The sequence below is a fragment of the Streptomyces sp. BJ20 genome (genome assembly GCF_022869105.1).
Taxonomy (GTDB): domain Bacteria; phylum Actinomycetota; class Actinomycetes; order Streptomycetales; family Streptomycetaceae; genus Streptomyces; species Streptomyces griseoincarnatus.
The window spans coordinates 7,087,743-7,110,928 of the sequence record NZ_CP094918.1 but is presented as its reverse complement, the minus strand read 5'-3'; the positions used below and the strand labels follow the sequence as shown (position 1 = coordinate 7,110,928).

Below are 23,186 nucleotides of genomic sequence, written 5' to 3'. Positions count from 1 at the left end.
GCGTTCTACGGGGTGCCGGCGGGCGGCTGCTGCCAGGCACGCTGGAACGCGTACCGCGCGGCCTCCACCTCATGCCGCTGACCGGCGTGGAGCACGCCCAGCGCGTACGCCGTGGCCGGCGCGATCCTCGGCGTGCGGCCCGCCTGCGCGGCGGCGGCCGCGGCCTCGGCGGCGTCCCGGTGCCGGTCCAGCGCCTCTCCCGCCGCACGCAGCCGGGGGTCGTCGCCCGCGGCGGGGTCCAGCACCTCCTGTGCGTACCGGTGCAGCCGGAGCAGGAGCCGCACCTGGTGCCAGGGGGCGTCCTGCGGGTGCGGGGAGGGGTCCGGCGACAGGCCGTGCACCAGCGCCTCGGCGTTGTACGGACTGCCCGCGGTGAGCAACGGCAATGCGGCGACGGCGTCCTCGAGCCGCTCCCGCGCGGCGTCCGCGAGCGGACGCAGATCGATGTGCCTGGCCTCGCCGGCCAGCGGGACCTCACTCGCCAGTACGGCCACCTGATCGGCGACGGCATGGAACCGCGCGGACCCCAGCGCCTGCAGGGCGGCGGAGTGCGCCCGGGTCCGGGCCAAGGTGAGCTGCCGCTCGAGCAGGGCGGCGGCCTTGGCGGCACCTACGGCGAGGTGGCTCCGGTCGGGGTTGGGACCGGCGGCACGGGCGCGGCTCACCGTAGGCGGGTCGACCGCCGCGGGCCCGCGTCCCGGGCCGCGGTCGGGAAGACGCGCGTCGTCCCCCGGGCGCCGGACGGCGGCGGCACCGGGCTCGCCCTCGGGACGCCGGTCGGCCGGAGCCGGGACGGTGGCGGTCACGGTCGGGGCGCGGCGGGCCGAGGCCGGCAGGGGCCCGGTCGCGTGGACGGTGCGGGTGGAGGGCTGCGCGCCGGTCGCCGGGGCGGCAGGCCGGGGTACGTCCGGCGGGGCGCCGTCGGCGGGTGTGGGCGCGCCGGGGGTGCGCGATGCGGGCCGGGTGGCGCCCGCGCCGGGGTCGCGGGTGGAGGACGTGCCGTCCGCGGCGCGAACCGCGGCGCGCGCGGGGCCGGCGACGTGTGCTCCGCCGGCGCGGGCGGGGGACGGGTGCTTCGGGGAGCCCTCCGCGGGTGCCGCGGACGGCCCGTCGGCGACTGCCGGTGCGTCGCCGTCGCGGGCGGTCGAACCGCGTTCGCGGGTCACGGACGCGGGCCCGCCGCCGTCGCGGACAGGGGGCGCGCCCCGCGGGCCGTCCTCGGCCGAGTCCGCGCGTGCGTCTGCGGCGGCCCTCGTGGGGTTGGTGGCGCGGTCGGGGGCGGGTGTCCGCCGCGCGGGAGGCCGGGCCGAGGGTGTCGGCGGGACCGGCGGGCCCGAGAGGTGGTGGAGGGCCTCCAGGAGGCGGGCCAGGCGCGTGGTGCAGGCGTCCTCCTGGGACAGCGTGCCCGAGACCCAGGCGAGTTCCGGGCCCAGGGCCCGGGACCAGGACGGGTCCAGAGCGGGCCGGAAGGTGTAGAGGCCCGCGCTGATGCGGCGGGCCGCGCGTCTCAGGGCGCGGGCCGCCTCCGCGGAGTCCTCCGGTGTCGCCGCGCCCCGGTGGAGACGCAGCGCACGCAGGAACTCGGTCGCCCTGGCCCGCAGATGGCGGGCCAGGACGTCCGCGGGGTCAGGGTGCTGCTGTGCCACGCCGGCGCCTCCGGGCGTCAATGAGCATCTCCTGGATGTTGCGCAGGGGCTGGCCGTCCGGGTCCGTGGAGTGCCGGGTCCACTCGCCGTCCGGACCGAGGTGCCAGGACGCGGTGGTGTCGGACATCCCCGTCTCCAGCAGCCGGTTGAGGGCGGCCCGGTGCGCCGGGTCGGTGACCCGCACCAGCGCCTCGATCCGCCGGTCGAGGTTGCGGTGCATCATGTCGGCGCTGCCGATCCACACCTCGGGCTCGCCGCCGTTGCCGAAGGCGAACACCCGCGAGTGTTCGAGGAAGCGGCCGAGGATGGACCGCACCCGCACGTTCTCCGAGAGCCCCGGCACGCCGGGCCGGATCGCGCAGATGCCGCGCACCCAGATGTCGACGGGCACGCCCGCCTGTGACGCCCGGTAGCAGGCGTCGATGACGGCCTCGTCGACCATCGAGTTGACCTTGATGCGCACGTACGCGGGCCGTCCGGCGCGGTGGTGCTGCGCCTCCTTGTCGATGCGTGAGATCAGCCCGTCACGCAGGGACTTGGGGGCGACCAGCAGCCGCCGGTAGGTCTCGCGCCGGGAGTAGCCGGAGAGGCGGTTGAACAGGTCGGAGAGGTCCGCGCCGACCTGCGGGTCCGCGGTGAGCAGCCCGAGGTCCTCGTACAGCCGGGCGGTCTTCGGGTGGTAGTTGCCGGTGCCGACGTGGCTGTACCGCCGGAGGGTCTCGCCCTCCTGACGGACCACCAGCGACAGCTTGCAGTGGGTCTTCAGGCCGACCAGGCCGTAGACGACGTGGCAGCCGGCCTCCTCCAGCTTGCGCGCCCACTTGATGTTGGCGTGCTCGTCGAAGCGGGCCTTGATCTCGACCAGGACGAGGACCTGCTTGCCGGACTCGGCGGCGTCGATGAGCGCGTCGACTATCGGGGAGTCGCCGGAGGTCCGGTACAGCGTCTGCTTGATGGCCAGCACGTCCGGGTCGGCCGCCGCCTGCTCCAGGAAGGCCTGGACGGAGGTCGAGAAGGAGTCGTACGGGTGGTGCAGCAGCACGTCCCGGCTGCGCAGCGCGGCGAAGATGTCCGGCGCGGACGCCGACTCCACCTCCGCCAGGTCGCGGTGGGTGCCGGCGACGAACTTCGGGTACTTCAGCTCGGGCCGGTCCAGGCTGTGGATGCGGAACAGGCCGGTCAGGTCGAGCGGGCCGGGCAGCGGGTACACCTCGGCCTCGGAGATCTTCAGCTCGCGCACGAGGAGGTCCAGCACCTCGCGGTCGACGGACTCCTCCACCTCCAGCCGCACCGGCGGCCCGAAGCGGCGCCGCATCAGCTCCTTCTCCAGGGCCTGGAGAAGGTTCTCGGCGTCGTCCTCCTCCACCTCCAGGTCCTCGTTGCGGGTGAGCCGGAAGGCGTGGTGCTCCAGCACCTCCATGCCCGGGAACAGCTCCTCCAGATGCGCGGCGATGACGTCCTCGACGGGGACGTAACGGCCGGGGGAGGACTCCAGGAAGCGCGACAGCAGCGGCGGCACCTTCACCCGGGCGAAGTGCTTGTGCCCGGTCACCGGGTTGCGCACCACCACGGCCAGGTTGAGCGAAAGACCCGAGATGTACGGGAAGGGGTGCGCCGGGTCCACCGCGAGCGGGGTCAGCACGGGGAAGATCTGGTGCCGGAACAGGGTGAAGAGGCGGGCCTGCTCCTTCTCCGTGAGCTCGTTCCAGCGGACCAGGTGGATGCCCTCCTCCGCGAGGGCGGGGGCGACGTCCTCGTGGTAGCAGGCGGCGTGCCGCGCCATGAGCTCCCGGGAGCGGGCCCAGATCATCTCCAGCACCTCGCGCGGCTGGAGGCCGGAGGCGGAGCGGGTGGCCACGCCGGTGGCTATGCGCCGCTTGAGTCCCGCGACCCGGACCATGAAGAACTCGTCCAGGTTGCTGGCGAAGATCGCGAGGAAGTTCGCCCGCTCCAGCAGTGGCGTCTCGGGATCCTCGGCCAGTTCGAGCACCCGCTCGTTGAACGCCAGCCAACTGCGCTCGCGGTCGAGGAAACGGCCCTGCGGCAGCGGGGCGGCGCCTTCGATGTGCGCCTCCTCGTAGCCGTCCAGGTCGGCGTCGATGTCGGGTTCCAGATCGGACACCGTCCCGGCCACGGTGTGCGGCCGGTGCGCGGCGATGGAGCCCACGGAGGGCTGCGAGTGCTGGACCTGTGCCTGGGTGTTGGGCTGGCTCATGACCCCATTCTTCCGCGCTGAGGGCGTCACGGGCGCGTCGGAAAGCGCGGGTGGGAGCGGTGGTGGCCCTGAGGCGCTCCCGTACCTCCCGTTCACCCGGCGGGGTGAGGGCTCTGCCGCGGCGGGATGCATTCACCGAGCGTCGCAAGGCTGTCTGAATCCGTGGTTACGGCGACATGACGTCCAGGGCAGCGGGGGGTGGCCCGCGGGGGTGCGCGACAAGGGGGCGTGCCCCCACGGGCACGCCCCCTCGAGAACGCGGACGCGTCAGCCGCGCGCCGTCCCGGTCGTGCGGCGCAGTACCCGGAACGCCGCGTACGTCAGCAGACCGGCCACGGCGAGCAGGATGCCCGTGGCGACCAGCTGGAGCGGCCAGTAGTGGGAGGCGGGGTGCAGGTCGCGGTAGAAGGCGGTGGCGCCCATGTCGGTCAGGGTGTCGCGGCAGCTGTCCAGTCCGCCGCTGACGCACGGGGCCTCCGCCCGGCCCTTTGGGGTCAGCACCCCTTGGCCGGCGAGCAGCCCCCGCCCCAGCGGCCCTTCCTCCAGGCTGCTGACCCGGGTCACGGACGGCCACAGGTACGGCACGGCCGCGTGCACGGCGGCCCACAGCACGCCCACGGTGACCGCGGCGGTGGCCAGCGCGGCCATCGCGCGGCGCAGCAGCAGTCCGGCCAGGGCGCCCGCCGCGAGACCGGCCAGCGCCAGGCCCACGGGGACGGTGCCGTTGGCGTGGAAGGTGGCCATGTCGTGCCAGAACTTGGTGGTGTCGATGCGGTCCCTGCCCACCGCCCATGCCCAGTGGTGCAGTGCCGTCAGCAGACCGGTCACGGCGACGGTGAGCACGGCCGGGGCGACCAGCCGGGAGGCCAGCCAGCGGGCAGGGGAGACACCCTGGGTCCAGGCCAGGCGGGCCGTGCCGGACTCCGTCTCGCGGCCGACGAGCGCACCCCCGGCCCAGGCGGCCACCAGGAACGGCACGGTCAGCACGGCGATGGTCGTCCAGTTGTAGACGTCTTTGTAGAGCAGGATCGAGCTCTGGTCGTAGGAACAGCGCGGGGTGAACCCGCAGGCGTTGTACGCCTTCCACGCCGCCGCCGACGCGTCGGTCAGCGGCCCGCCGAGCCACACCAGGGCCGCCGCGACGAGCAGGAACAGTGCGCCGCCGGAGATCAGGGCCGGGCGGTGCAGCCGGGCCAGCCAGCGCCACTGGCGGGGCGCACCGGAGGCGCGGCCGGCGGCGGGAGGGGCCGGGGTGGTGAGGGCGGCGGTCATGCGGCGGCCTCCAGGGTCTCGGGCGCGGGGGTCAGGGCCGGGGCCGCGGGATTGCGCAGGTAGGACAGGACGAGGTCCTCGAGGGACGGCGCGGCGGTGCGCCAGTCGTCGGGCAGCGGGCCGGACGGGCGGATCACCGCGCTGAGCTGGCGGCCGGTGGTGCGGGACTCGACGACCTCGTGCGGGGAGAGGTCCGCCGCGGCCGGGGCGGTCACCCGGGTGTGGGCGGCCAGCAGGTCGTCGATCTCGCCGGAGAGCCGGATCGTGCCGCCGCCGACCAGCAGCAGGTGGTCGCAGGAGTCCTCCAGCTCGGCGACGACGTGCGAGGACATCACGACGGTGGTGCCGTGGGCGGCCTCGCCCATCAGCAGGCCCATCAGCTCGTGCCGCGCGAGCGGATCGAGGTCGGCCATCGGCTCGTCCAGGAGCAGCAGTTCGGGCCGCTTGCCCAGGGCGAGGGCGAGCGCGACCCGGGTGCGCTGGCCGCCGGAGAGGGCGCGGATCCGCCGGTCCGGGTCCAGGTCGCCGCCGGCCACGACCCGGCGCGCGGTGTCCGCGTCCCAGTGGCCGGGGTTGAGGTCGGCGCCCATGCGCAGCGTCTCGGCGACCGTGAGCTGCTGGTACAGAGGCTTGTCCTGGTCGACGAAGCCGACCCGGGGGCGGGCGGCGGCCGGGTGGGCGCCGAGCACGCGGACCGTGCCCTCGGTGGGTGCGAGCAGTCCGGCGGCGAGCGCGAGGAGCGTGGACTTGCCGGCGCCGTTGGGTCCGACGACGGCGCACACGCGTCCGGCGGGCAGCCGGAAGGAACAGTCGCGCAGCGCCCAGGAGCGGCGGCCGAAGCGCTTGCCGAGGGCGTCCGCCTCGAGGGCCGGGACGGTCATGACGGGTCTCCCTGGGGGGTGTGCGCAGGCGCGCTGTGCGCGGCCTGCTCCGGGTAGTGCGTCTCGAGTACGGCGGTGAACAGCGCGGCGACGTCCTCCCGTTCCAGGCCGGCCTCCCGCGCGCGGGCGGCCCAGTCCTCCAGCTCCGCGCGCAGCGGGGAGTCGGCGGGGGCCGCGCCGAGGGTGCGGCGCACGAAGGTGCCGAGGCCACGCCGGGCCTCGACCAGGCCCTCGCGTTCCAGCTCCCGGTACGCCTTGAGCACGGTGTTCGGGTTGACGGCGGTGGCCTCCACGACCTCGCGGGCCGTGGGCAGTTTGTCACCGGGGGCCAGCAGGCCCAGGCGGATCGCCTGCTTCGTCTGCTGGACGATCTGGACATAGGTGGCCACGCCGCTGCGCCGGTCGATGCGGTAGTCGACCACTCGACAACCACCCTTTCACTAATTGAGTAGTGAAAGGGTGGTGCAAGCGTGGTGCGAAAGTCAAGCGAGGATCCGTGAACCGATCCGTGGGGCCCGTCCGATGAGGGGACGTGAGCGAGATGAGAAGCGACGGCGAGCTGCTGCGCGCCGTCACGGCCGACGGCGACCGGGGCGCCTTCGAGGAGCTGTACCGGCGGTACGCGCCGTGGCTGACCGCGCGCATGCGCACCCGGTGCGCCGACGCGGCCCTCGTCGACGACGTCGTGCAGGAGACCTTCCTCGCGGTGTGGCGCGGCACGGCCCGCTGGCGTGAGGACGCGGCGGGCGCGGACGCCGCCGGCTGGCTGTGGCGGATCGCCTCACGCCGGCTGGTCGACGCGCTGCGCGGGGCCGGGGCACGGGGGCGGCTGCGGCAGGCGCTGGCGCGGCTGCGGCACCGGGACGAGGTGTCGGCGGAGGAGCGCGTGCTCGCGGGGGTCGAGCACGGGGACCTCGCCGGCGCCCTGGTACGGCTGGCGCCGGAACTGCGCGCGGTGCTCCAGGCGACCGTGGTCGACGGGCTGACCACCCGTGAGGCCGCGGTCCTGCTCGGCATCCCGCCGGGCACGGTCAAGACGCGGGCCATGCGCGCCCGCAGGCAACTCCGGGAGGCGCTGGCATGACGTACGAGGACAGGCGCTGGCACGTGCCGGAGGACGACCTGCGGGCCTACGCGCGGGGCGGTCTCGAGGCGCCCGCGCTGTGGTCGGCCGACACCCACCTCACGGCGTGCGCCCACTGCCGTGCCGTCCTGGCGGACCTCGGCGACCCCGTCGCCCTGGACGCCGGCTGGGAGCGGCTGGACACCGAGCTCGACGCGCCCCGGCCCGGCCTGCTGGAGTCGCTGCTGCTGCGGCTCGGCGTCCGGGACCACACCGCCCGGCTGCTCGCGGCCACCCCGGCGCTGCGCCGCTCCTGGCTGGGCGCGGTGACGGCGGTGCTGCTGCTCACCGTGGCCGTCACCGTCGGCCGCACCGAGAGCGGCCGGCTCACCTTCTTCCTCGCGCTCGCCCCGCTGCTGCCGCTCGCGGGTGTGGCGCTGTCCTACGGGCCGCGGATGGACCCGACGTACGAGATGGCCGTGGTCGCGCCGATGCACGGGTTCCGGCTGCTGATGATCCGCACGGTCGCCGTGCTGGCCGCCGGGCTCGGACTGAACGGGCTGGCCACGCTCGCCCTGCCCGGGTACGGACTGCTCGCCCTGAGCTGGCTGCTGCCCGCGCTCGCCCTCACCGCCACGGCGCTCGCGCTGTCGGCCCGGCTCGGTCCCGTCCTGGCGCCCGCGCTGACCGGCGGCGGCTGGGTCGCGCTGCTGGTCACGGCGGACGCGGTCCGCTCCGGCGGACAGGAGACGCTCGCCCCGTTCACCGCGGCCGGACAGGGCGTGTCGGCGGCCGTCGCCGTGCTCGCCGCCGGCCTGCTGGTCCTGCTCCGGGACCGCTTCGACCTGAGCCGGGACCCCGCGGTCTGACCGCGCCCGGCCTCCCACAGGCCGGGGCGCACCACCGCCCCGGACCCCACCACCTGCCACGGGAGTTCCCCATGTCCCCCACCGTCTCGGCCTCCGGGCTGAGCCTCCAGTACGGCGCGACCCGCGCCCTGGACAATGTGTCGCTGCGGCTGTCCCCCGGCGTCACCGGGCTGCTCGGCCCCAACGGCGCGGGCAAGACCACGCTGCTGCGGGTCCTCGCCACCGCCGTGCCGGCCGACCGGGGCGCGTTCACCGTGCTCGGTCACGACCCGTCCGGCGCGCGCGGCCGCCAGGAGGTGCGCCGCCGTCTCGGCTACCTGCCGCAGACGCCCGGCTTCCACCCGGACTTCACCGCCTTCGAGTTCGTCGACTACGTGGCGATCCTCAAGGAGCTGACCGACCGCGCCGCCCGCCACCGCGAGGTGCGGCGGGTCCTCGACGAGGTCGGCCTGGCCGACGTGCGCGGCAAGCGGATCCGCAAGCTGTCCGGCGGCATGCGGCAGCGGGTGGCGCTGGCGGCGGCGCTGGCCGGTGACCCGGCGTTCCTCGTCCTCGACGAGCCCACCGTCGGACTCGACCCGGAACAGCGCATGCGGTTCCGGGAGCTGATCGCCACCGCCGGCGAGGGGCGGACGGTGCTGCTGTCCACCCACCAGACCGAGGACGTGGCGATGCTCTGCCACCGGGTCGTCGTCCTGGCGGGCGGCACCGTCCGCTTCGACGGCACCCCCGCCGAGCTGACCGCACGGGCCGCGGGACGGGTGTGGAGCAGTGAGGGCCGCGACCCCGGCGCCCTGGCCGGCTGGCGCACCGGACTGGGCACCTTCCGCAACGTGGGCGACCCGCCGCCCGGCGCCGACCTCCTCGAACCCACCCTCGAGGACGGCTACCTGCTCACCCTGGACGGCGCGGCCGCGGAGGTGACCGCATGACGACGACCACCACCACGGCGCCGGCCCCGCCCCCCGTGACGACCCCGCCCGGCGCCTCCGGGGCCGCCGTGTCCGCCCTCGCCCGCTTCGAGACGCGCAGGCTCCTCACCCGCGTGCCGGTGGTCGTCGCGTTCGCGGTGTACGTCGCCTGGACCGTGTGGCGCACCCGCGTCTCCTTCGACGGCTTCCCCGCGCTGCAGGACGCCGACCGCGCCACCCAGGACGGGCCGCTGCTCGTCGGCCTCGCGGTGCTGCTGAGCGCCAACCACGCCGTGCTGCGCTCCCGGCGCCACGACACCGAGCGGCACCTGGACGTGCTGGTGCTCCCGCGGTGGGGGCGCACGGTCGCGCACCTGCTGTCCGTCGTGGCGGCGGCCCTCCTGGTCGCGGTGTGCGTCGGCGGGCAGTTCGCCTGGGAGGCGCTCAAGCCGGGCGCGGTCGGGCACGGCTCACCCGCCGAACTCCTCGTCGGTCCCCTGTCCGTGCTGCTCCTCGGCGGACTCGGGGTACTGCTGGCCCGCCTGGTCACCGCGCCCTTCGCGGCACCGCTGCTGATCGTCCTGCTCCTCTTCCTCGCCACCTTCCTCGGCTTCTCCGACGACGACTGGACGCGGTGGCTGATGCCGTCCGTCGGCACGTACAGCGCCGTCACCCTGCCCTCCGACCTGATCGGACGCCCCGCCGCGTGGCACGCCCTCTACCTGGGCGGGTTCGCGCTGACCCTGATGGTGGCGTCCGTGCTGCTGTCCGGCGGCGCCCGGCTGCGGACCGCGCAGGCGGCGGTCGCCGGCGCGGTGGCGCTGACCCTGGCCGGCGCGGTGGGCCAGTCCCGAGGCGTGCCGGAGACCGTCACCGAGGCGCGCGTACGGGCCTCGGTCACCCCGGAGAAGGTCCACACCTGCGTCGAACGGGACGCCACCACGTACTGCGTGTTCCCCGAGTGGGAGCAGCGCACCGGCGACTGGGCCCGGACCGTCGACGACGTCCGCGCCCTGGCCGGCGGTGACGCGCAGGACCGCCCCCTGGTCGTGCGGCAGCGGGTCGAGGCGCGCTACGGCCTGGACGCCGACTCGACCCTCGCCTCGCTCACCCGCCCCGGCGAGGTGACCGTGGGGACGGCCTGGGGCGGCAACCGGGTGCCCGAGTTCGCGGTCTCGGTGGCCGGTGTGCTGGTCACCGGCTCGGAGGCCAGGACGGGCGAGATGTGCGACGGCCGGACGGTCACCGTGATGTGGCTGGCCCTCGCCGGCCGGCCCGACCCGGTCGCCGACCTGCGCCGGGTGCGGATCGACGACAGCGACACCGGCTCGGCGATCGTCGTCTCGCGGACGGAGCCGCTGCAGATGACCTCCGCCCAGACGGAACTGCTGCGCGAGCTGCTGGAGCTGCCCCGCGACGAGGCCGCCGCCAAGGTGAAGGCCGGCTGGGCCGAGCTGACCGCCCCGAAGGTGACGACGGACCGCGTCGCGCGGGTGCTGGGCCTGGAGAAGCCCGAGGGGGAGGACGGGTGTCTGTGACCGGAACCCGGGCGGCCGGGAACACCCCGGTGCGCGAGGCCGCCCGGCGGGGCGCCCTCCTCCAGCTGGTCCGCCCGGTCGCCCGCACGGTGCCCTGGTGGGCGCTCGCGGCGGGCGGCGGGCTCGGACTGCTGGCGGCGGCGCTGCCCCGGCTGTCCGGCGGCGAGGTCGCCCCGTGGGCCGGGGTGAACGCCCTGCGGGCCGCCGCCCTGTGCTTCGCGCTGGGCGCCGCGTTCCTGCTGGACGACCCTGCCCGGCAGACCACCGCCGCCGTGCCCGTCCGCCGCGTCCTGCGGCACGCGCTGCGGTGCGCGCTCGTACTGCCGCCCGCAGCCGCGTGGTGGTCGGCGGCCGTGCTGCTCGTCCCGGAGGAGGCGCGGCCCCCGGTCGGGGACATCACCCTCGAGGCGGCGACGGCCCTCGCACTCGCCCTGGCCGGCGCGGCCTTCGCGGTGCGCCGCCGGGGCGCCGAGCGGCCGGGTCAGGCGGTCGCCGCGTTCCTGCTGGTGACCGCGGTCCTGGCGCCGCTGCTCAGCCCTTCGGAGTGGGCGCTGTTCACCGCGCCCGGCGACCCGCGCTGGGCGGACGCCCACGGCCACTGGACGCTGCTGCTGGGCGCGGCGCTCGTGGCGGTCGCGGTGTGCTGTGTCGAACCGGTCCGGCGGCGCACGCTCCGGACGCTCAGGTCCCCGTCCCGTACCTGAGTACGCCGGTCCGCCAACTCCAGCCCGTCCGGCGTGTGAGGACGGGGCCCGCCAGGGCCGAAGGGGGGTCTGGGGGCGCAGCCCCCGGGGAGGGACGGGAAGGGGCGGCGGGGGCGGAACCCCCGGCGCCCGTGCGGCCGCCGGCGTTCAGGCCCGGCGTGATCGACGAAGTGCCGGCCCCGGCCGCCCCTCAGGTCTCCGTCCGGTACATCAGGTCCGTCTCGTGGGTGACGAAGCCGAGCCGCTCGTAGACGGACACCGCCGCCTCGTTGTCGGCGTCGACGTACAGCATGGCGGTGGGCAGGCCCTGGTCCGCCAGGTGGCGCAGGCCGATCGTCGTCAGCGCCTTGCCGAGCCCGCCGCCCTGCGCGTCGGGGGCGACCCCGAGGACGTACACCTCGCCGAGGCCCTGCTCGGCGTGCACCTTCGTCCAGTGGAAGCCGACCAGCCGTCCGTCGCTCTCCGCCAGGAAGAAACCCGCGGGGTCGAACCACGGTTCGGCCTTGCGGTCGTCGAGGTCCCGCTGCGTGAGGGAGCCCTGCTCGGGGTGGTGGGCGAACGCCGCGGCGTTCAGCGCGAGCCACGCCGCGTCGTCCCGGCCCGGCTCGAAGGCGCGCACGGTGACGCCCTCCGGCAGCACCGGGTCGGGCAGGTCCAGGCCCGCCAACGGGCGCCGCATCTGCCGCAGTTCACGGAACAGCGTCAGCCCGAGCACCTGCGCCAGGTGCCGGGCCGCGGAGCGCCCGCCGTGCGCCCACACCCGCAGCCGCTTGCCCGACGCGGCGAGCAGCGCCGTGCCGAGCGCCCGCCCGTGCCCCTGCCCGCGGTACGAGGGGTGCACCACCAGCTCCGCGGCGGGCGGCTCCACCGGGTCGGTGTCCTCCAACTGGGCGTACCCGACGAGCTCTTCGTCGACGGTCAGCAGCAGGTGCGAGACGCCCTCCCGCTCCCCGCCGCGCAGTTGCAGCCGGCCCTGCTCGGACACGGCCTGCTGGCCGTCGGCGCGCGCCGCCTCGTCGAGCAGCGCGAGCACCGCGTCGACCTGCGCCTGGTCGAGCGCGGTGTACGTCTGGAGCGAACGGGGGCGGCCGGGCCGGGAGAACGCGTCGCTGGTCATGCGTACGAGGGTAAGGGGACGGCGCGACGAGGGGGCGTCAGCCGGGCGCGTAGGGCCCGCGGCGGGGCGGGACGGCCGCGTGGCGGGGCCCGGTGGCGACGGCGCGGCGGTGGCCCGGCGCAAAGATAAACCAGGCTGTAACCCGGAAGCCCCTGTCGCGCTACGCGCGTTGACTCTAGGCTGCGCCGGTACCCACTCGCACCGACAGGGGGGCGTATGCCAGCCACATCCCCGGCGCACCCGCGCCGCAGACGCCGTACGAACCGTCTCCTCGCGACCGCCGCCGGTGTCCTCACCGTCGGTGCCCTGGCCGCCGCGGCCCTGCCGGGGTCCGCGAGCGCGGGCGAGCAGCACGGCAAGGGCAAGGGCCACGGCCACGGGCCGGGCCGCTACCAGGACGTGCAGCTGCTGTCCTTCAACGACCTGCACGGCAACCTGGAGCCGCCCACCGGTTCCTCCGGCCGGGTCACCGAACTCCAGCCGGACGGCACGACGAAGACCATCGACGCGGGCGGCGCCGAGTACCTGGCGACGCATCTGCGCCAGGCCCGCAAGGGCAACGCGTACTCCATCACCGCGGCCGGCGGCGACATGGTCGGCGCCTCCCCGCTGCTCTCGGGGCTGTTCCACGACGAGCCCACCATCGAGGCGCTGAACAAGCTCGAACTGGACGTCACCTCCGTCGGCAACCACGAGTTCGACGAGGGCGCCAAGGAGCTGTCCCGCCTGCAGAACGGCGGCTGCCACCCGACGGACGGCTGCTACACCGACAAGAAGTTCAAGGGCGCCGACTTCCCGTACCTGGCGGCCAACGTCCTGAACGAGAAGACCAGGAAGCCCCTCCTCAAGCCCTACTGGGTGTGGCAGAAGAAGGGCGTCAAGGTCGGCTTCATCGGCGTGACCCTCGAAGGCACCCCGAACATCGTGTCCGCCGAGGGCGTCAAGGGCCTCGTCTTCAAGGACGAGGTCGAGACGATCAACAAGTACGCCAAGGAGCTGCGCCGCAAGGGCGTGAAGTCCATCGTGGCGCTGATCCACGAGGGCGGCTTCCCGGCCTCGCAGAACTACAACTACGACTGCGACGCCCCGGGCGCCGGCGACGGCATCTCCGGCCCCATCGCGGACATCGCGCAGAACGTCTCGCCCGAGGTGGACGCGCTGGTCACCGGCCACACCCACAGCGCGTACGTCTGCACGATCCCCGACCCGGCGGGCAACCCCCGCATGGTCACCTCCGCCGCGTCCTTCGGCCGGCTCTACACCGACACCACGCTGACCTACGACCGCAAGACCGGCGACATCGCCCGTACGGCCGTGAAGTCCGCGAACCACGTGGTGTCCCGGGACGTCCCCAAGGCGCCCGACATGACCCGCCTGATCGACAGGTGGAACACCCTCGCCGCCCCGATCGGCAACCGCGCCATCGGCCATATCTCCGGTGACGTCGTGAAGGACGGCACCGAGTCCCCGCTGGGCGACCTGATCGCCGACGCGCAGCTGGAGTACGCCCGCACGCTGGACCCGGAGACCGACCTCGCCCTGATGAACCCGGGCGGCATCCGCGCCTCCCTCACCTACGCGGCGAGCGGCGCCGAGGGCGACGGCGTGGTCACCTTCGCCGAGGCGTTCACGGTCCAGCCGTTCGCGAACACGGTCAACCTGCAGACCTTCACCGGCGAGCAGCTGATCCAGGCGCTCAAGGAGCAGGTCAGCGGCTCCAACGCGGCGGCCCCGAAGATCCTGCAGGTGTCCGAGGGACTCACCTACACGCTGGACCTGACGAAGTCCGGCGCCGACCGGGTCGTCACGGACTCCGTCCGGCTGAACGGTGAGGCGATCGACCCGTCGGCGAGCTACCGCGTCGCGATGAACAGCTTCCTCGCGGGCGGCGGCGACGGCTTCGCCACCCTGGGCCAGGGCGCCGACGCCCTGGTCGGCGACGACGACCTGAAGGCGCTGGAGCAGTACCTGACGGCCAACTCCTCGGCCGGCGCCCCGATCGACCCGCCGGCGGCGGACCGCATCACGATCGTGCAGTAACCACGGCAAGAGAACCTGTACGACGCGGAGGGCCGGTGCCGAGCACCGGCCCTCTCCGCGTTCTCTCCGCGTGCTAGCCCTCGACGTCCCACACGACGGCCTGCGCGACGATCACGCGCTCCCCGTCGAAGGTCACGGCCGGCCCCTCGTGCAGCCGGTATCCCAGCTCCAGCGCCTCGCTGACCCGCCGGCAGAAGGCGGAGTCGTCGGGGCCGGTCAGTACGCGGTAGACGGGCAGTCCGTCGGGGGGATTCGCCATGCGGCCCAGCGTGTCACGGGACGCCGGGCACGTCCGGCGGAGGGGTCGGGGCGCCCGGCAGACGGACGGTGGCGGTGGTGCCGCCGCCCTCGGCCGGGGTGAGCGCGACCGTGCCGCCCGCCTGCTGCACCGTGCGCGCCACGATCGACAGCCCGAGGCCGGAGCCGGGCAGGGCGCGGGCGCCGGGGGAGCGCCAGAAGCGGTCGAAGACGTGCGGGAGTTCGTCGGCCGCGATGCCGGGGCCGTGGTCCCGGACGGTGAGCACGCCGTCGGCGAGCCGCACCTCGACCGTGCCGCCCGGCGGGCTGAACTTCACGGCGTTGTCCAGCACGTTGACCACCGCCCGCTCCAGTGCCGCCGGTTCCGCCCGCACGTACCAGGGATGCAGGTCGGCGGTGACCGTCAGCTCCGGGCCGCGCAGCCGGGCCCGGCGCAGGGCCGCCTCCACCACGTCCTGCCAGGCGACGATCTCCACGCGGCCCGCCTGATGGCCCGGGTCCGGGCGGGACAGCTCCTGAAGGTCGCCGATCAGCGCGGCCAGCTCCGTCATCTGCGCCTTCACCGAGTCGAGCAGCGCCTTGCGGTCGGCCGGCGGGAGGGGCCGCCCGGTGTCCTCGCTACGGGTCAGCAGCTCGATGTTGGTGCGCAGCGAGGTCAGCGGGGTGCGCAGTTCGTGCCCGGCGTCCGCGATCAGCTGCTGCTGGAGGTCGCGGGAGCTGGCCAGCGCGGACGTCATGGAGTTGAAGGAGCGCGACAGCCGCGCGATCTCGTCCTCCGACTCCTCCTCCACCGGGATGCGGACGCCCAGGTCCTCGGTGCGCGCCACGTGCTCCACGGCCTCGGTGAGCTTGTCGACCGGGCGCAGTCCGGTGCGGGCCACGGCGAGACCCGCGGCGGCCGAGCCGAGCACCCCGATGCCGGACACCAGCAGCAGGATCAGCGCCAGGTCGTTCAGCGTCGACTGCGTGCCCTTCAGCGGGACCGCAACGATGACGGCCGCGTGGGTGCTGGTCAGCGTGGACGGGTCGTTGATGACGAGCGGCAGGGTCAGCACCCGGACGTCGTCGCCGTCCTCGTCGGTGCCGTCGCGGAAGATGCCCCTGGACCCGGCGCCCGCGTTCTCGATCACCTTGCGGTCCGACGCGGTGACCTCCACGTTCCCCACCGAGCTGGGGAACAGGCAGACCGTGCCGTCCTCCTTGACCACCTGCGAGTACGTGTACTGGAAACCGCCCGCGCTGTCGCGGGGTGTGTCCGTGCAGTCGGTGAGGGCGCTGCGGATCTCGTCCACCCGCTGCGGCCCCTGCAGCACGGTCGCCTTCTTCAGGTCCTCGTCGACCTGCTCGTACAGCTTGCCCTGCACGATGAACCAGCAGGTCACCGACACCGCCGCCACCGCGAACGCCACAGCGGCGGCGACCAGCAGCGACAGCCGCGCCCGGATCGGCAGGGCGCGGAAGCGGCGCACCGGTCCGGTCACTCCGCGCCGCCCTGCCGCAGCACGTACCCCACCCCCCGCACCGTGTGCACCAGGCGCGGCTCGCCGCCCGCCTCGGTCTTGCGGCGCAGGTACATGACGTACACGTCCAGCGAGTTGGACGACGGTTCGAAGTCGAAGCCCCAGACCGCCTTCAGGATCTGCTCACGGGTGAGCACCTGGCGCGGGTGCGCCATGAACATCTCCAGCAGGGTGAACTCCGTGCGGGTCAGCTCCACCGGGCGCCCGGCGCGGGTCACCTCCCGCGTGGCCAGGTTCATCGTCAGGTCGGCGAAGGTGAGGACGTCGTCGGTCTCGGCGGACGCGGCCACCGCCGCCGCGTACGAGCTGCGCCGCAGCAGGGCCCGGATCCGTGCGAACAGCTCGTCCAGCTCGAACGGCTTCACCAGGTAGTCGTCCGCCCCCGCGTCCAGTCCCGTCACCCGGTCGCCCACGGTGTCCCGGGCCGTCAGCATCAGGATCGGCGTGGTGTCGCCGGTGGCGCGGATACGGCGGGCGGCGGTCAGGCCGTCCATGCGGGGCATCTGGATGTCGAGCACGAGGAGGTCGGGCTGGCGGGCCGCCGTCTTCTCCAGGGCGTCCACGCCGTCGACGGCCTCCTCGGTGTCGTAACCCTCGAAGGCCAGGCTGCGCCGGAGTGCTTCGCGCACCGCCGGCTCGTCGTCGACGATCAGGATGCGCTGCGGGGCACGGTCGCCGTCTGCGGGGCTCATCGGGTGGCGGATCCTTCGGCTGCGCGCCGCGCGGCGGGCGCGGCGGGGGAGGGGACGGGCTGTCGGATCTTCAGCGTCGCACGTTTCCCGGCCCGCGCGTCAGCTGCCCGCACCGGCCCGCAGATCCGGCAGGTCCGCCTTGAGCGTGTTCACCGGGATGGCGAAGCCGAGGCCCACGCTGCCCGCCGTGGACGACTCCGCGCCGCTCGGCGCGTACATCGCGGAGTTGATGCCGATGATGTTGCCGTTCATGTCGATCAGCGCGCCGCCGGAGTTGCCCGGGTTCAGCGAGGCGTCGGTCTGGATCGCCTTGTACGTGGTCGTGGAGCCGCCGGTGTCGCCGTTGAACTGCCGGCCGCCGAACTCGAACGGCCAGCCGCCGCCGCGCTGCTGCTGCCCCTGGCTCTCGTCCGTGGACACGGTGACGTCCCGGTCGAGTGCGGAGACGATGCCGCTGGTCACCGTGCCGGTAAGGCCCTCGGGCGAGCCGATCGCGACGACCTGGTCGCCGACCTGCACGCCGTCCGAGTCGCCCAGGGTGGCGGCCTTCAGACCGGAGGCGTCCTCCAGCTTGATCAGCGCCAGGTCCTTGCTGCTGTCGGTGCCGACGACGCGGGCGTCGTAGGTCTTGCCGTCGTGCGTGCGCACCTGGACCCGGGAGGCGCCGGCCACGACGTGGTTGTTCGTGACGACCTCGCCGTCCTCGGTGACGATCACGCCGGACCCGGTGGCCGAACCGGACGACGACGCGGCCTTGATCTCCACGATGCTGGGGCTGACGCTCTTGGCGACCCCGGCGACCGTGCCCTTCAGGGACGCCGGCACCACGTCGGTCTCGGCGGCGGAGGACGCGGTGACGCCCGTGGAGGAACCGCCGGTCAGCTCCTGCACCCCGTAGGCGGTGGTCCCGCCGACGGCGGCGGCCACGATCGCCACGGCGACGAGCAGCCTGGCCGGGCCGCGGCTCCGGCGGTGCGCGGGGGCGGTGGGTCCGGCGCCGGCGGGCTCGGCAGCCGCGGGAGCGTGGGCCGGCGGGGGCGGCCACTCGGGGTTCACCTGGTGCGGACCGTACTCGGGGAAGCCACTCGGGCGGGGGTTCTCGCTCATGCATCTGAGCGTCCCGCCCGACGATGAGAGCTTCCTGAGGGATGGCTGAGAAGCCCGGCAGAAGTGCGTATGCCCGATATAAAGTCAGCCTTGGGCGGGACGCCGCGCCCTGGGGTGCCGGCTGCCGCGCCGCGGGGAACATCTTCCGCGACCGTGGCGGCAGCACCCTTCAGGTGCGCGGGGAACTGCGCGAATCAGCCACGGAGGTCCCGCACCCGGCGTCGACGGGGTGCCGCTGCGCCCACCTGTGCCGCCCTGGCGCCACGACTGCCCGCAGCTGGGGCGGGACGCCCCTCAGGGGCGCGGGGAACTGCGCGATCGGCCGCACACGACCCGCACCCGGCGCACGGCGGCTAGGAGCAGCCGCAGGACTGGCGGAGGACCAGCCGGGACGGGAAGACCTTCAGCCGCTCCCGGCGGGAGCCGTTGACGCGGAGACCGTCGTCCAGGACCAGATCGACCGCCGCGCGGGCCATCGCCGGCCGGTCCGACGCGACCGTGGTCAGCGGCGGATCGGCGAGCGCCGCCTCCTTGATGTCGTCGAACCCGACGACCGCCAGCTCGCCCGGCACGTCGATGCGCAGCTCACGCGCGGCACGCAGCACACCGATGGCCTGGTCGTCCGTGGAGCAGAAGATCGCGGGCGGCCGCCGCGGCCCCGACAGGATGTCCAGCGCGACCCGGTAGGCGTCGTAACGGTTGTACGGGGCCTCGAAGAGGCGCCCCTCCGTGGCTATCCCGGCCTCGTCCATCGCGCGCCGCCAGCCCTCGACGTGGTCGGAGACCGGGTCGCCGACGGCGGGCGTCTCCGCCGTACCGCCGACACAGGCGACGTACTCGTAGCCGTGCTCCAGCAGATGGCGCACGGCGAGCTGCGCGCCGCCGAGGTCGTCGGTGACGACGGCGACGTCGTCGATCGCCTCCGGCCGCTCGTGCAGCAGCACCACCCGGGCGTCCCACGCCTCGATCTCCGCCGCGGCCAGGTCGTTCAGCGCGTGACTGACGAGGATCAGACCGGAGACCCGCATGCCGAGGAAGGCGCGCAGATAGTGGACCTCGCGCTCGCCGATGTAGTCGGAGTTCCCGACCAGCACCATCTTCCCGCGCTCGGACGCGGCCTGTTCCACCGCGTGCGCCATCTCGCCGAAAAACGGCTGGCGGGCGTCCGGCACGATCAGACCTATGAGATCCGTGCGCCGGGACGCCATCGCCTGGGCGACGCGGTCGGGCCGGTACCCCAGCTCCTTGATCGCTGCGAGCACCCGCTCGCGCGTGGCCGGGGCGACCGGCCGGGGTCCGTTGTTGATGACATAGCTGACGACCGCGGTCGACGTCCCCGCCAGTCGCGCCACGTCATCCCTGGTTACCTTGGCCACGCGCGGAGTCTACGCGGATATATCGCCCACGGGCAGGGCGTGCCGGAGGTGGTGAACAGCGGAAAAGCGGCTCGTCTGCGCGAACGCGCCGCTCATGCGTGCGACCCTCAGGCCTTCGCCCGCACACCGTCGGCGTCCTGCGCGGCCGTCTCGTCCGCTTCCGCCGCCTTTTGCCGGGCGCCCTTCGCCTTCGCCTCCTCGGCCGCGCGCTCCACCTTCTCCGGCGTAACGAATCGATAACCGACGTTCCGGACGGTGCCGATCAGCGACTCGTGCTCCGGGCCGAGCTTGGCGCGCAGACGGCGTACGTGCACGTCGACCGTCCGGGTACCGCCGAAGTAGTCGTAGCCCCAGACCTCCTGCAGCAGCTGGGCGCGGGTGAACACCCGGCCGGGGTGCTGCGCGAGGTACTTCAGCAGCTCGAACTCCTTGAAGGTCAGGTCCAGGACCCGGCCCTTCAGCTTCGCGGAGTACGTCGCCTCGTCCACGGAGAGGTCGCCGTTGCGGATCTCCATCGGGGAGTCGTCGTTGACGATCTGCTGGCGGCCCATCGCCAGCCGCAGCCGCGCCTCGACCTCCGCGGGGCCGGCCGTGTCCAGCAGTACGTCGTCGATGCCCCAGTCCGCGGTGACCGCGGCGAGGCCGCCCTCGGTCACGACCAGGACGAGGGGGCAGCCGGGGCCCGTGGAGCGCAGCAGCTGACACAGGCTGCGGACCTGGGGAAGGTCGCGGCGCCCGTCGATGAGGATCACGTCGGCGCCGGGGGTGTCCACCAGCGCCGGGCCCTCCGCGGGCGCCACCCGGACGTTGTGCAGGAGCAGACCGAGGGCGGGGAGCACCTCCGTCGACGGCTGGAGCGCGTTGGTCAGGAGCAGCAGGGAACTCATCGGGTCGCCTCACCTGCTCGGATCGTGGCCGCCCGGAACGCGGCCGTCCTGCTTTCGTGCACGGTTCGCTCGCCCATAACGTCTGGTTCCTCCTCGGTCCCTGCGAGGACGTTTATGGCATTGCTGCGTGCGATCGACGGCCCGTACATCCGGCGGTTTCCCGCCTTCGTATACAACGCTTCCGAAAGCACAAAAGGACCCGGGGGCTTCGCTGCCCGAGTCCTCTTCGCAGCAGAATAGCCGACATGGGCACCGATGCGGCAGGTCATGTGGCGCGATCCACCATTCGTCCATATTCCGAGACGCTGAATGTGACACGGGACGGCGCGCCGATGCGGACGTTCCTGCACACGGCGGACGGTGTGGCGATCGATTCCGTATACGAGCCGGGAGGCGTTGTATACGACTCGGGGAAGGTCGTATACGAACGGGTGGACGAGGGGGCGCGGAACGGTTCCGGGAATGCGCTCTCCGGTGTTTCCCAGGGGCTCGTTCTCGTGATCGCGCACGGTTTCACCGGGGACGCCGATCGTCCCCACGTGCGGCGCGTCGCCCGCGTGTTCGCGCGGTACGGCGCCGTCGTCACCTTCTCCTTCCGCGGGCACGGGCGGTCCGGCGGACGCTCCACCGTCGGGGACCGCGAGGTGCTCGACCTCGCCGCGGCGGTCGCGTGGGCGCGGGAGCTGGGGCACACGCGGGTGGTCACCGTGGGGTTCTCCATGGGCGGGTCGGTGGCGCTGCGGCACGCGGCGCTGGACGCCGGTGGCGTCGATGCCGTCGTTTCCGTGAGCGCGCCGGCGCGCTGGTTCTACCGGGGGACCGCGCCCATGCGGCGGCTGCACTGGCTGGTGACGCGGCCCTCCGGGCGGCTGGTGGGCCGGTACGGGCTGCGCACCCGCATCCACCACCGGCAGTGGGACCCCGTGCCGCTGTCCCCCGTCGAGGCCGTGCCCCGCATCGCGCCGACACCGCTGCTGGTCGTGCACGGGGACCAGGACGCCTACTTCCCGCTCGACCACCCCCGGATGCTCGCGGACGCCGCCGGGGAGCACGGGGAGCTGTGGGTCGAGCACGGCATGGGGCACGCGGAGAACGCGGCGCCCGAACCGCTGTTGAGGAGGATCGGGGACTGGGCGGTCGCCCGGGCGGGCTAGCCTGACCGTGTTCACCGTCAACCGATCGAGGAACCAGCAGATGGCAAAGGTCACGGTGCGGTACTGGGCCGCCGCCAAGGCCGCGGCGGGGGTGGCCGAGGAGCCGTACGAGGCGGACACGCTCGCCGACGCGCTCGCAGCCGTGCGCGCACGGCATCCCGGCGAGCTGGCGCGCGTGCTGCTGAGGTGCTCGTTCCTGGTCGACGGCGATCCCGTGGGCAAGCGCGCGCATGAGACGGTACGGCTGGCCGACGGCGGCACGGTCGAGGTGCTTCCGCCGTTCGCAGGAGGGTGAGGATGACGAACCAGCCGTACGGCGGGGGGTACGGGTACGGGGCGCAGGAGCCGCCGGCCACGCCGTACCAGGAGCCGCCGGTCACGCCGTACCAGCAGCCGCCGGTCACGCCGTATCAGGAGCCGCCGGTCACGCCGTACCAGCAGCCGCAGTCCCAACCACATGCCCAGCCGCAGGCGTGGCCGGGGCAGGGGTACGACGATCCGTACGATCCGTACGCGGATCAGCAGGACACGCAGCAGTGGCAGGGGCAGACGTGGGAGACGCAGATGCAGCCGCCGGTGCCGCCGGTGGCGGCGGCCGAGGAGACGTCGTACCTGCCGCCGCAGGGGGTGGCGCCTGTTCAGGCCGCGGAGCCCGCTCCTGTGGGAAGGGCTGAGCCGGCGCCGGAGTACGGTCCGGCCACCCTCGCCGGGAACTCGCGCGTCACCGATGCGCAGCGGGCCCGGGCCGAGGGGCGGTCGCCGGTCATCGAGCCCGGGATGCAGCCCGCGCTGCTGACGGCGGTGCTGGGTCTGCTGCTGGCGGGCGGCGCCGCGCTGGGTACGTACGCGCTGCTCGTGCCGCTGGTGGTGCTCCAGGGCGTGACCGCGGCGGGGTGGTTCCGGCTCAACGGGATGTGGCCGGCGCGGCAGGGCATCGCGCTGGGGTTCCTCGGGGCGCTGGTCGCGGACGCGGCGATGCTGGTCTCGGACCGGTCGCCCGGGGTGATCCTCGGGGCGCTGGGCGTGTGGGTGCTGCTGTCGCTGGTGCTGCAGCTGCGGTCGCACGCGGATCCGGACGAGCGGATGTACGGCCTGATGGCGACGGTGGTCGCGGCGGCGCTGGCGATCGCGGCGGGCGGCTACCTCGCGGCGGACGCGGACGCGGTGGTCGTCGGGGCGGTGGCGGTGGCGGCGGCGATGGTCGTGCGGGCGCTGCCGGTGACGACGGCGGCGTCGGTGGTGATCGCGGTGGCGGCGGCGGCCGGTGCGGGGTACGCCGTCGGCGGGATGTCGTCGGACGGGGCGCTGACGGGGGTCGGGGCGGCGGTCTGCGCACTGATCGGCCACCGGGTGGCCAGCTACGACTACCCGTCCCGCTTCGTCCACTTCACGGCGGGGGTCGCCCTGCCGCTGGCGGCGGCGGGCCCGGTCGTGTACACGCTGGGGCGGGTGTTCGGCTGAGACCGTGTGCCTGCGGTGCGTCGCCTGTGCGGTGGGGGCCGCCGAGGTCGTGTGCCTGCGGCGCAGGGGTCTGTCCGGTGGGGGTTGCCGTTTGATGCCTGCGGCGCAGGGTTCTGTGCGGTGGGGGTTGATGTAGCGCCTACGGCGGGTGGGTGGTGCGGGGCCGCGGTGGGGGCGGTCGTCCTCGGTCTGGCGCGAGAGTGCGTGCTGGAGAGGTTCGGGGCGTGGACGCGCCAGCCGCTGCGGGCGCCCACCCCCACCCCGTCCCCTCCCCGCCGTGGGCGGCTGCACCGACACCGGTGGCGGAGGCTGCCACCTGCCGCCCCCGGGCGCGCGGCGGCGGCCGCAAGTTGTCGCCAACCGCGGGCATTCGTGCCGCTGGGGCGGCACGGGTGGGCGCGGCGGCACCCTGTCGGCGCCAGGTGCGCGAACACCCCCCGGCCCGCACCGACGCCGGCGCCTGTTGCCCCTGCCC

At 74.3% G+C, this 23,186-nt stretch carries 21 protein-coding genes; 9 read left to right on the top strand and 12 right to left on the bottom strand.

The genetic code is table 11. The features are described 5' to 3' along the window. Positions 1-5: 5 nt before the first annotated feature. The 5 genes from MTR79_RS32040 to MTR79_RS32020 form a co-directional block, all read right to left on the bottom strand. Positions 6-1,667 (bottom strand): CHAD domain-containing protein, encoded by a 1,662-nt coding sequence (locus MTR79_RS32040; RefSeq protein ID WP_244792781.1) that lies wholly within the window; start codon positions 1,665-1,667, stop codon positions 6-8. Next, the gene (locus MTR79_RS32035) at positions 1,627-3,861 is read right to left on the bottom strand and encodes an RNA degradosome polyphosphate kinase (protein ID WP_189366560.1); all 2,235 of its coding nucleotides are present in this window, start codon (positions 3,859-3,861) and stop codon (positions 1,627-1,629) included. The genes MTR79_RS32040 and MTR79_RS32035 overlap by 41 nt, the downstream gene beginning before the upstream one ends. A 267-nt stretch (positions 3,862-4,128) precedes the next feature. After that, positions 4,129-5,133: an ABC transporter permease gene (locus tag MTR79_RS32030; protein ID WP_244792779.1), complete on the bottom strand. Its 1,005-nt coding sequence runs from the start codon at positions 5,131-5,133 to the stop codon at positions 4,129-4,131. Then, positions 5,130-6,014, bottom strand: coding sequence for an ABC transporter ATP-binding protein (locus tag MTR79_RS32025; RefSeq protein WP_244792777.1), 885 nt, complete (start codon positions 6,012-6,014; stop codon positions 5,130-5,132). The genes MTR79_RS32030 and MTR79_RS32025 overlap by 4 nt, the downstream gene beginning before the upstream one ends. Beyond that, positions 6,011-6,436, bottom strand: coding sequence for a GntR family transcriptional regulator (locus MTR79_RS32020; RefSeq protein WP_086705338.1), 426 nt, complete (start codon positions 6,434-6,436; stop codon positions 6,011-6,013). Before MTR79_RS32020 ends, MTR79_RS32025 begins: the two co-directional genes overlap by 4 nt. A gap of 110 nt (positions 6,437-6,546) precedes the next feature. On the opposite strand from MTR79_RS32020, the gene MTR79_RS32015 reads away from it, so the two are divergent. The 5 genes from MTR79_RS32015 (at position 6,547) to MTR79_RS31995 (ending at position 11,099) form a co-directional block, all read left to right on the top strand. Then, entirely contained in the window at positions 6,547-7,098 is a 552-nt protein-coding gene (locus MTR79_RS32015; protein WP_189366561.1) for an RNA polymerase sigma factor, read from the top strand. Beyond that, positions 7,095-7,946 (top strand): hypothetical protein, encoded by an 852-nt coding sequence (locus tag MTR79_RS32010; protein ID WP_048458945.1) that lies wholly within the window; start codon positions 7,095-7,097, stop codon positions 7,944-7,946. Before MTR79_RS32015 ends, MTR79_RS32010 begins: the two co-directional genes overlap by 4 nt. Before the next feature lie 71 nt (positions 7,947-8,017). Further along, on the top strand, positions 8,018-8,878 hold the full coding sequence (locus MTR79_RS32005; RefSeq protein ID WP_244792775.1) for an ABC transporter ATP-binding protein: 861 nt from the start codon (positions 8,018-8,020) through the stop codon (positions 8,876-8,878). After that, complete coding sequence (locus MTR79_RS32000; RefSeq protein WP_244792773.1) at positions 8,875-10,395, top strand: ABC transporter permease; 1,521 nt, start codon at positions 8,875-8,877, stop codon at positions 10,393-10,395. The genes MTR79_RS32005 and MTR79_RS32000 overlap by 4 nt, the downstream gene beginning before the upstream one ends. Then, positions 10,386-11,099, top strand: a complete 714-nt coding sequence (locus MTR79_RS31995; protein ID WP_308430285.1) for an ABC transporter — start codon at positions 10,386-10,388, stop codon at positions 11,097-11,099. Before MTR79_RS32000 ends, MTR79_RS31995 begins: the two co-directional genes overlap by 10 nt. Positions 11,100-11,289: 190 nt before the next feature. Here MTR79_RS31995 and mshD read toward each other — a convergent pair whose 3' ends face one another. After that, positions 11,290-12,216: a mycothiol synthase gene (gene mshD, locus MTR79_RS31990; protein ID WP_086704317.1), complete on the bottom strand. Its 927-nt coding sequence runs from the start codon at positions 12,214-12,216 to the stop codon at positions 11,290-11,292. 216 nt (positions 12,217-12,432) lie between these two features. On the opposite strand from mshD, the gene MTR79_RS31985 reads away from it, so the two are divergent. Next, positions 12,433-14,256 (top strand): bifunctional metallophosphatase/5'-nucleotidase, encoded by a 1,824-nt coding sequence (locus MTR79_RS31985; protein WP_086704319.1) that lies wholly within the window; start codon positions 12,433-12,435, stop codon positions 14,254-14,256. A gap of 73 nt (positions 14,257-14,329) precedes the next feature. Here MTR79_RS31985 and MTR79_RS31980 read toward each other — a convergent pair whose 3' ends face one another. The 6 genes from MTR79_RS31980 to MTR79_RS31955 all read right to left on the bottom strand — a co-directional run bounded on the left by MTR79_RS31980 (position 14,330) and on the right by MTR79_RS31955 (position 20,096). After that, positions 14,330-14,515 (bottom strand): DUF1737 domain-containing protein, encoded by a 186-nt coding sequence (locus MTR79_RS31980; protein WP_048458949.1) that lies wholly within the window; start codon positions 14,513-14,515, stop codon positions 14,330-14,332. A 13-nt stretch (positions 14,516-14,528) separates the two neighbouring features. Beyond that, positions 14,529-15,995, bottom strand: a complete 1,467-nt coding sequence (locus MTR79_RS31975) for a HAMP domain-containing sensor histidine kinase (protein WP_086704320.1) — start codon at positions 15,993-15,995, stop codon at positions 14,529-14,531. Next, complete coding sequence (locus MTR79_RS31970) at positions 15,992-16,726, bottom strand: response regulator transcription factor (protein ID WP_086704322.1); 735 nt, start codon at positions 16,724-16,726, stop codon at positions 15,992-15,994. Before MTR79_RS31970 ends, MTR79_RS31975 begins: the two co-directional genes overlap by 4 nt. Before the next feature lie 99 nt (positions 16,727-16,825). Beyond that, entirely contained in the window at positions 16,826-17,833 is a 1,008-nt protein-coding gene (locus MTR79_RS31965) for a trypsin-like peptidase domain-containing protein (protein WP_244792771.1), read from the bottom strand. Between the two features lie 353 nt (positions 17,834-18,186). Next, positions 18,187-19,209, bottom strand: coding sequence for a LacI family DNA-binding transcriptional regulator (locus MTR79_RS31960; protein ID WP_086703262.1), 1,023 nt, complete (start codon positions 19,207-19,209; stop codon positions 18,187-18,189). A gap of 107 nt (positions 19,210-19,316) precedes the next feature. Beyond that, a complete protein-coding gene (locus MTR79_RS31955; RefSeq protein ID WP_019527477.1) occupies positions 19,317-20,096 on the bottom strand; it encodes a response regulator transcription factor in 780 nt (259 codons plus the stop codon). 245 nt (positions 20,097-20,341) lie between these two features. On the opposite strand from MTR79_RS31955, the gene MTR79_RS31950 reads away from it, so the two are divergent. From MTR79_RS31950 to MTR79_RS31940, 3 genes are read left to right on the top strand one after another with little or no spacing between them, the layout of a single operon-like run. After that, complete coding sequence (locus tag MTR79_RS31950; RefSeq protein ID WP_244792769.1) at positions 20,342-21,250, top strand: alpha/beta fold hydrolase; 909 nt, start codon at positions 20,342-20,344, stop codon at positions 21,248-21,250. 40 nt (positions 21,251-21,290) lie between these two features. Next, a complete protein-coding gene (locus tag MTR79_RS31945) occupies positions 21,291-21,545 on the top strand; it encodes a MoaD/ThiS family protein (protein ID WP_048458955.1) in 255 nt (84 codons plus the stop codon). A 2-nt stretch (positions 21,546-21,547) separates the two neighbouring features. Continuing rightward, complete coding sequence (locus MTR79_RS31940) at positions 21,548-22,711, top strand: hypothetical protein (RefSeq protein ID WP_244792767.1); 1,164 nt, start codon at positions 21,548-21,550, stop codon at positions 22,709-22,711. The last annotated feature ends 475 nt before the right edge of the window (positions 22,712-23,186 follow it).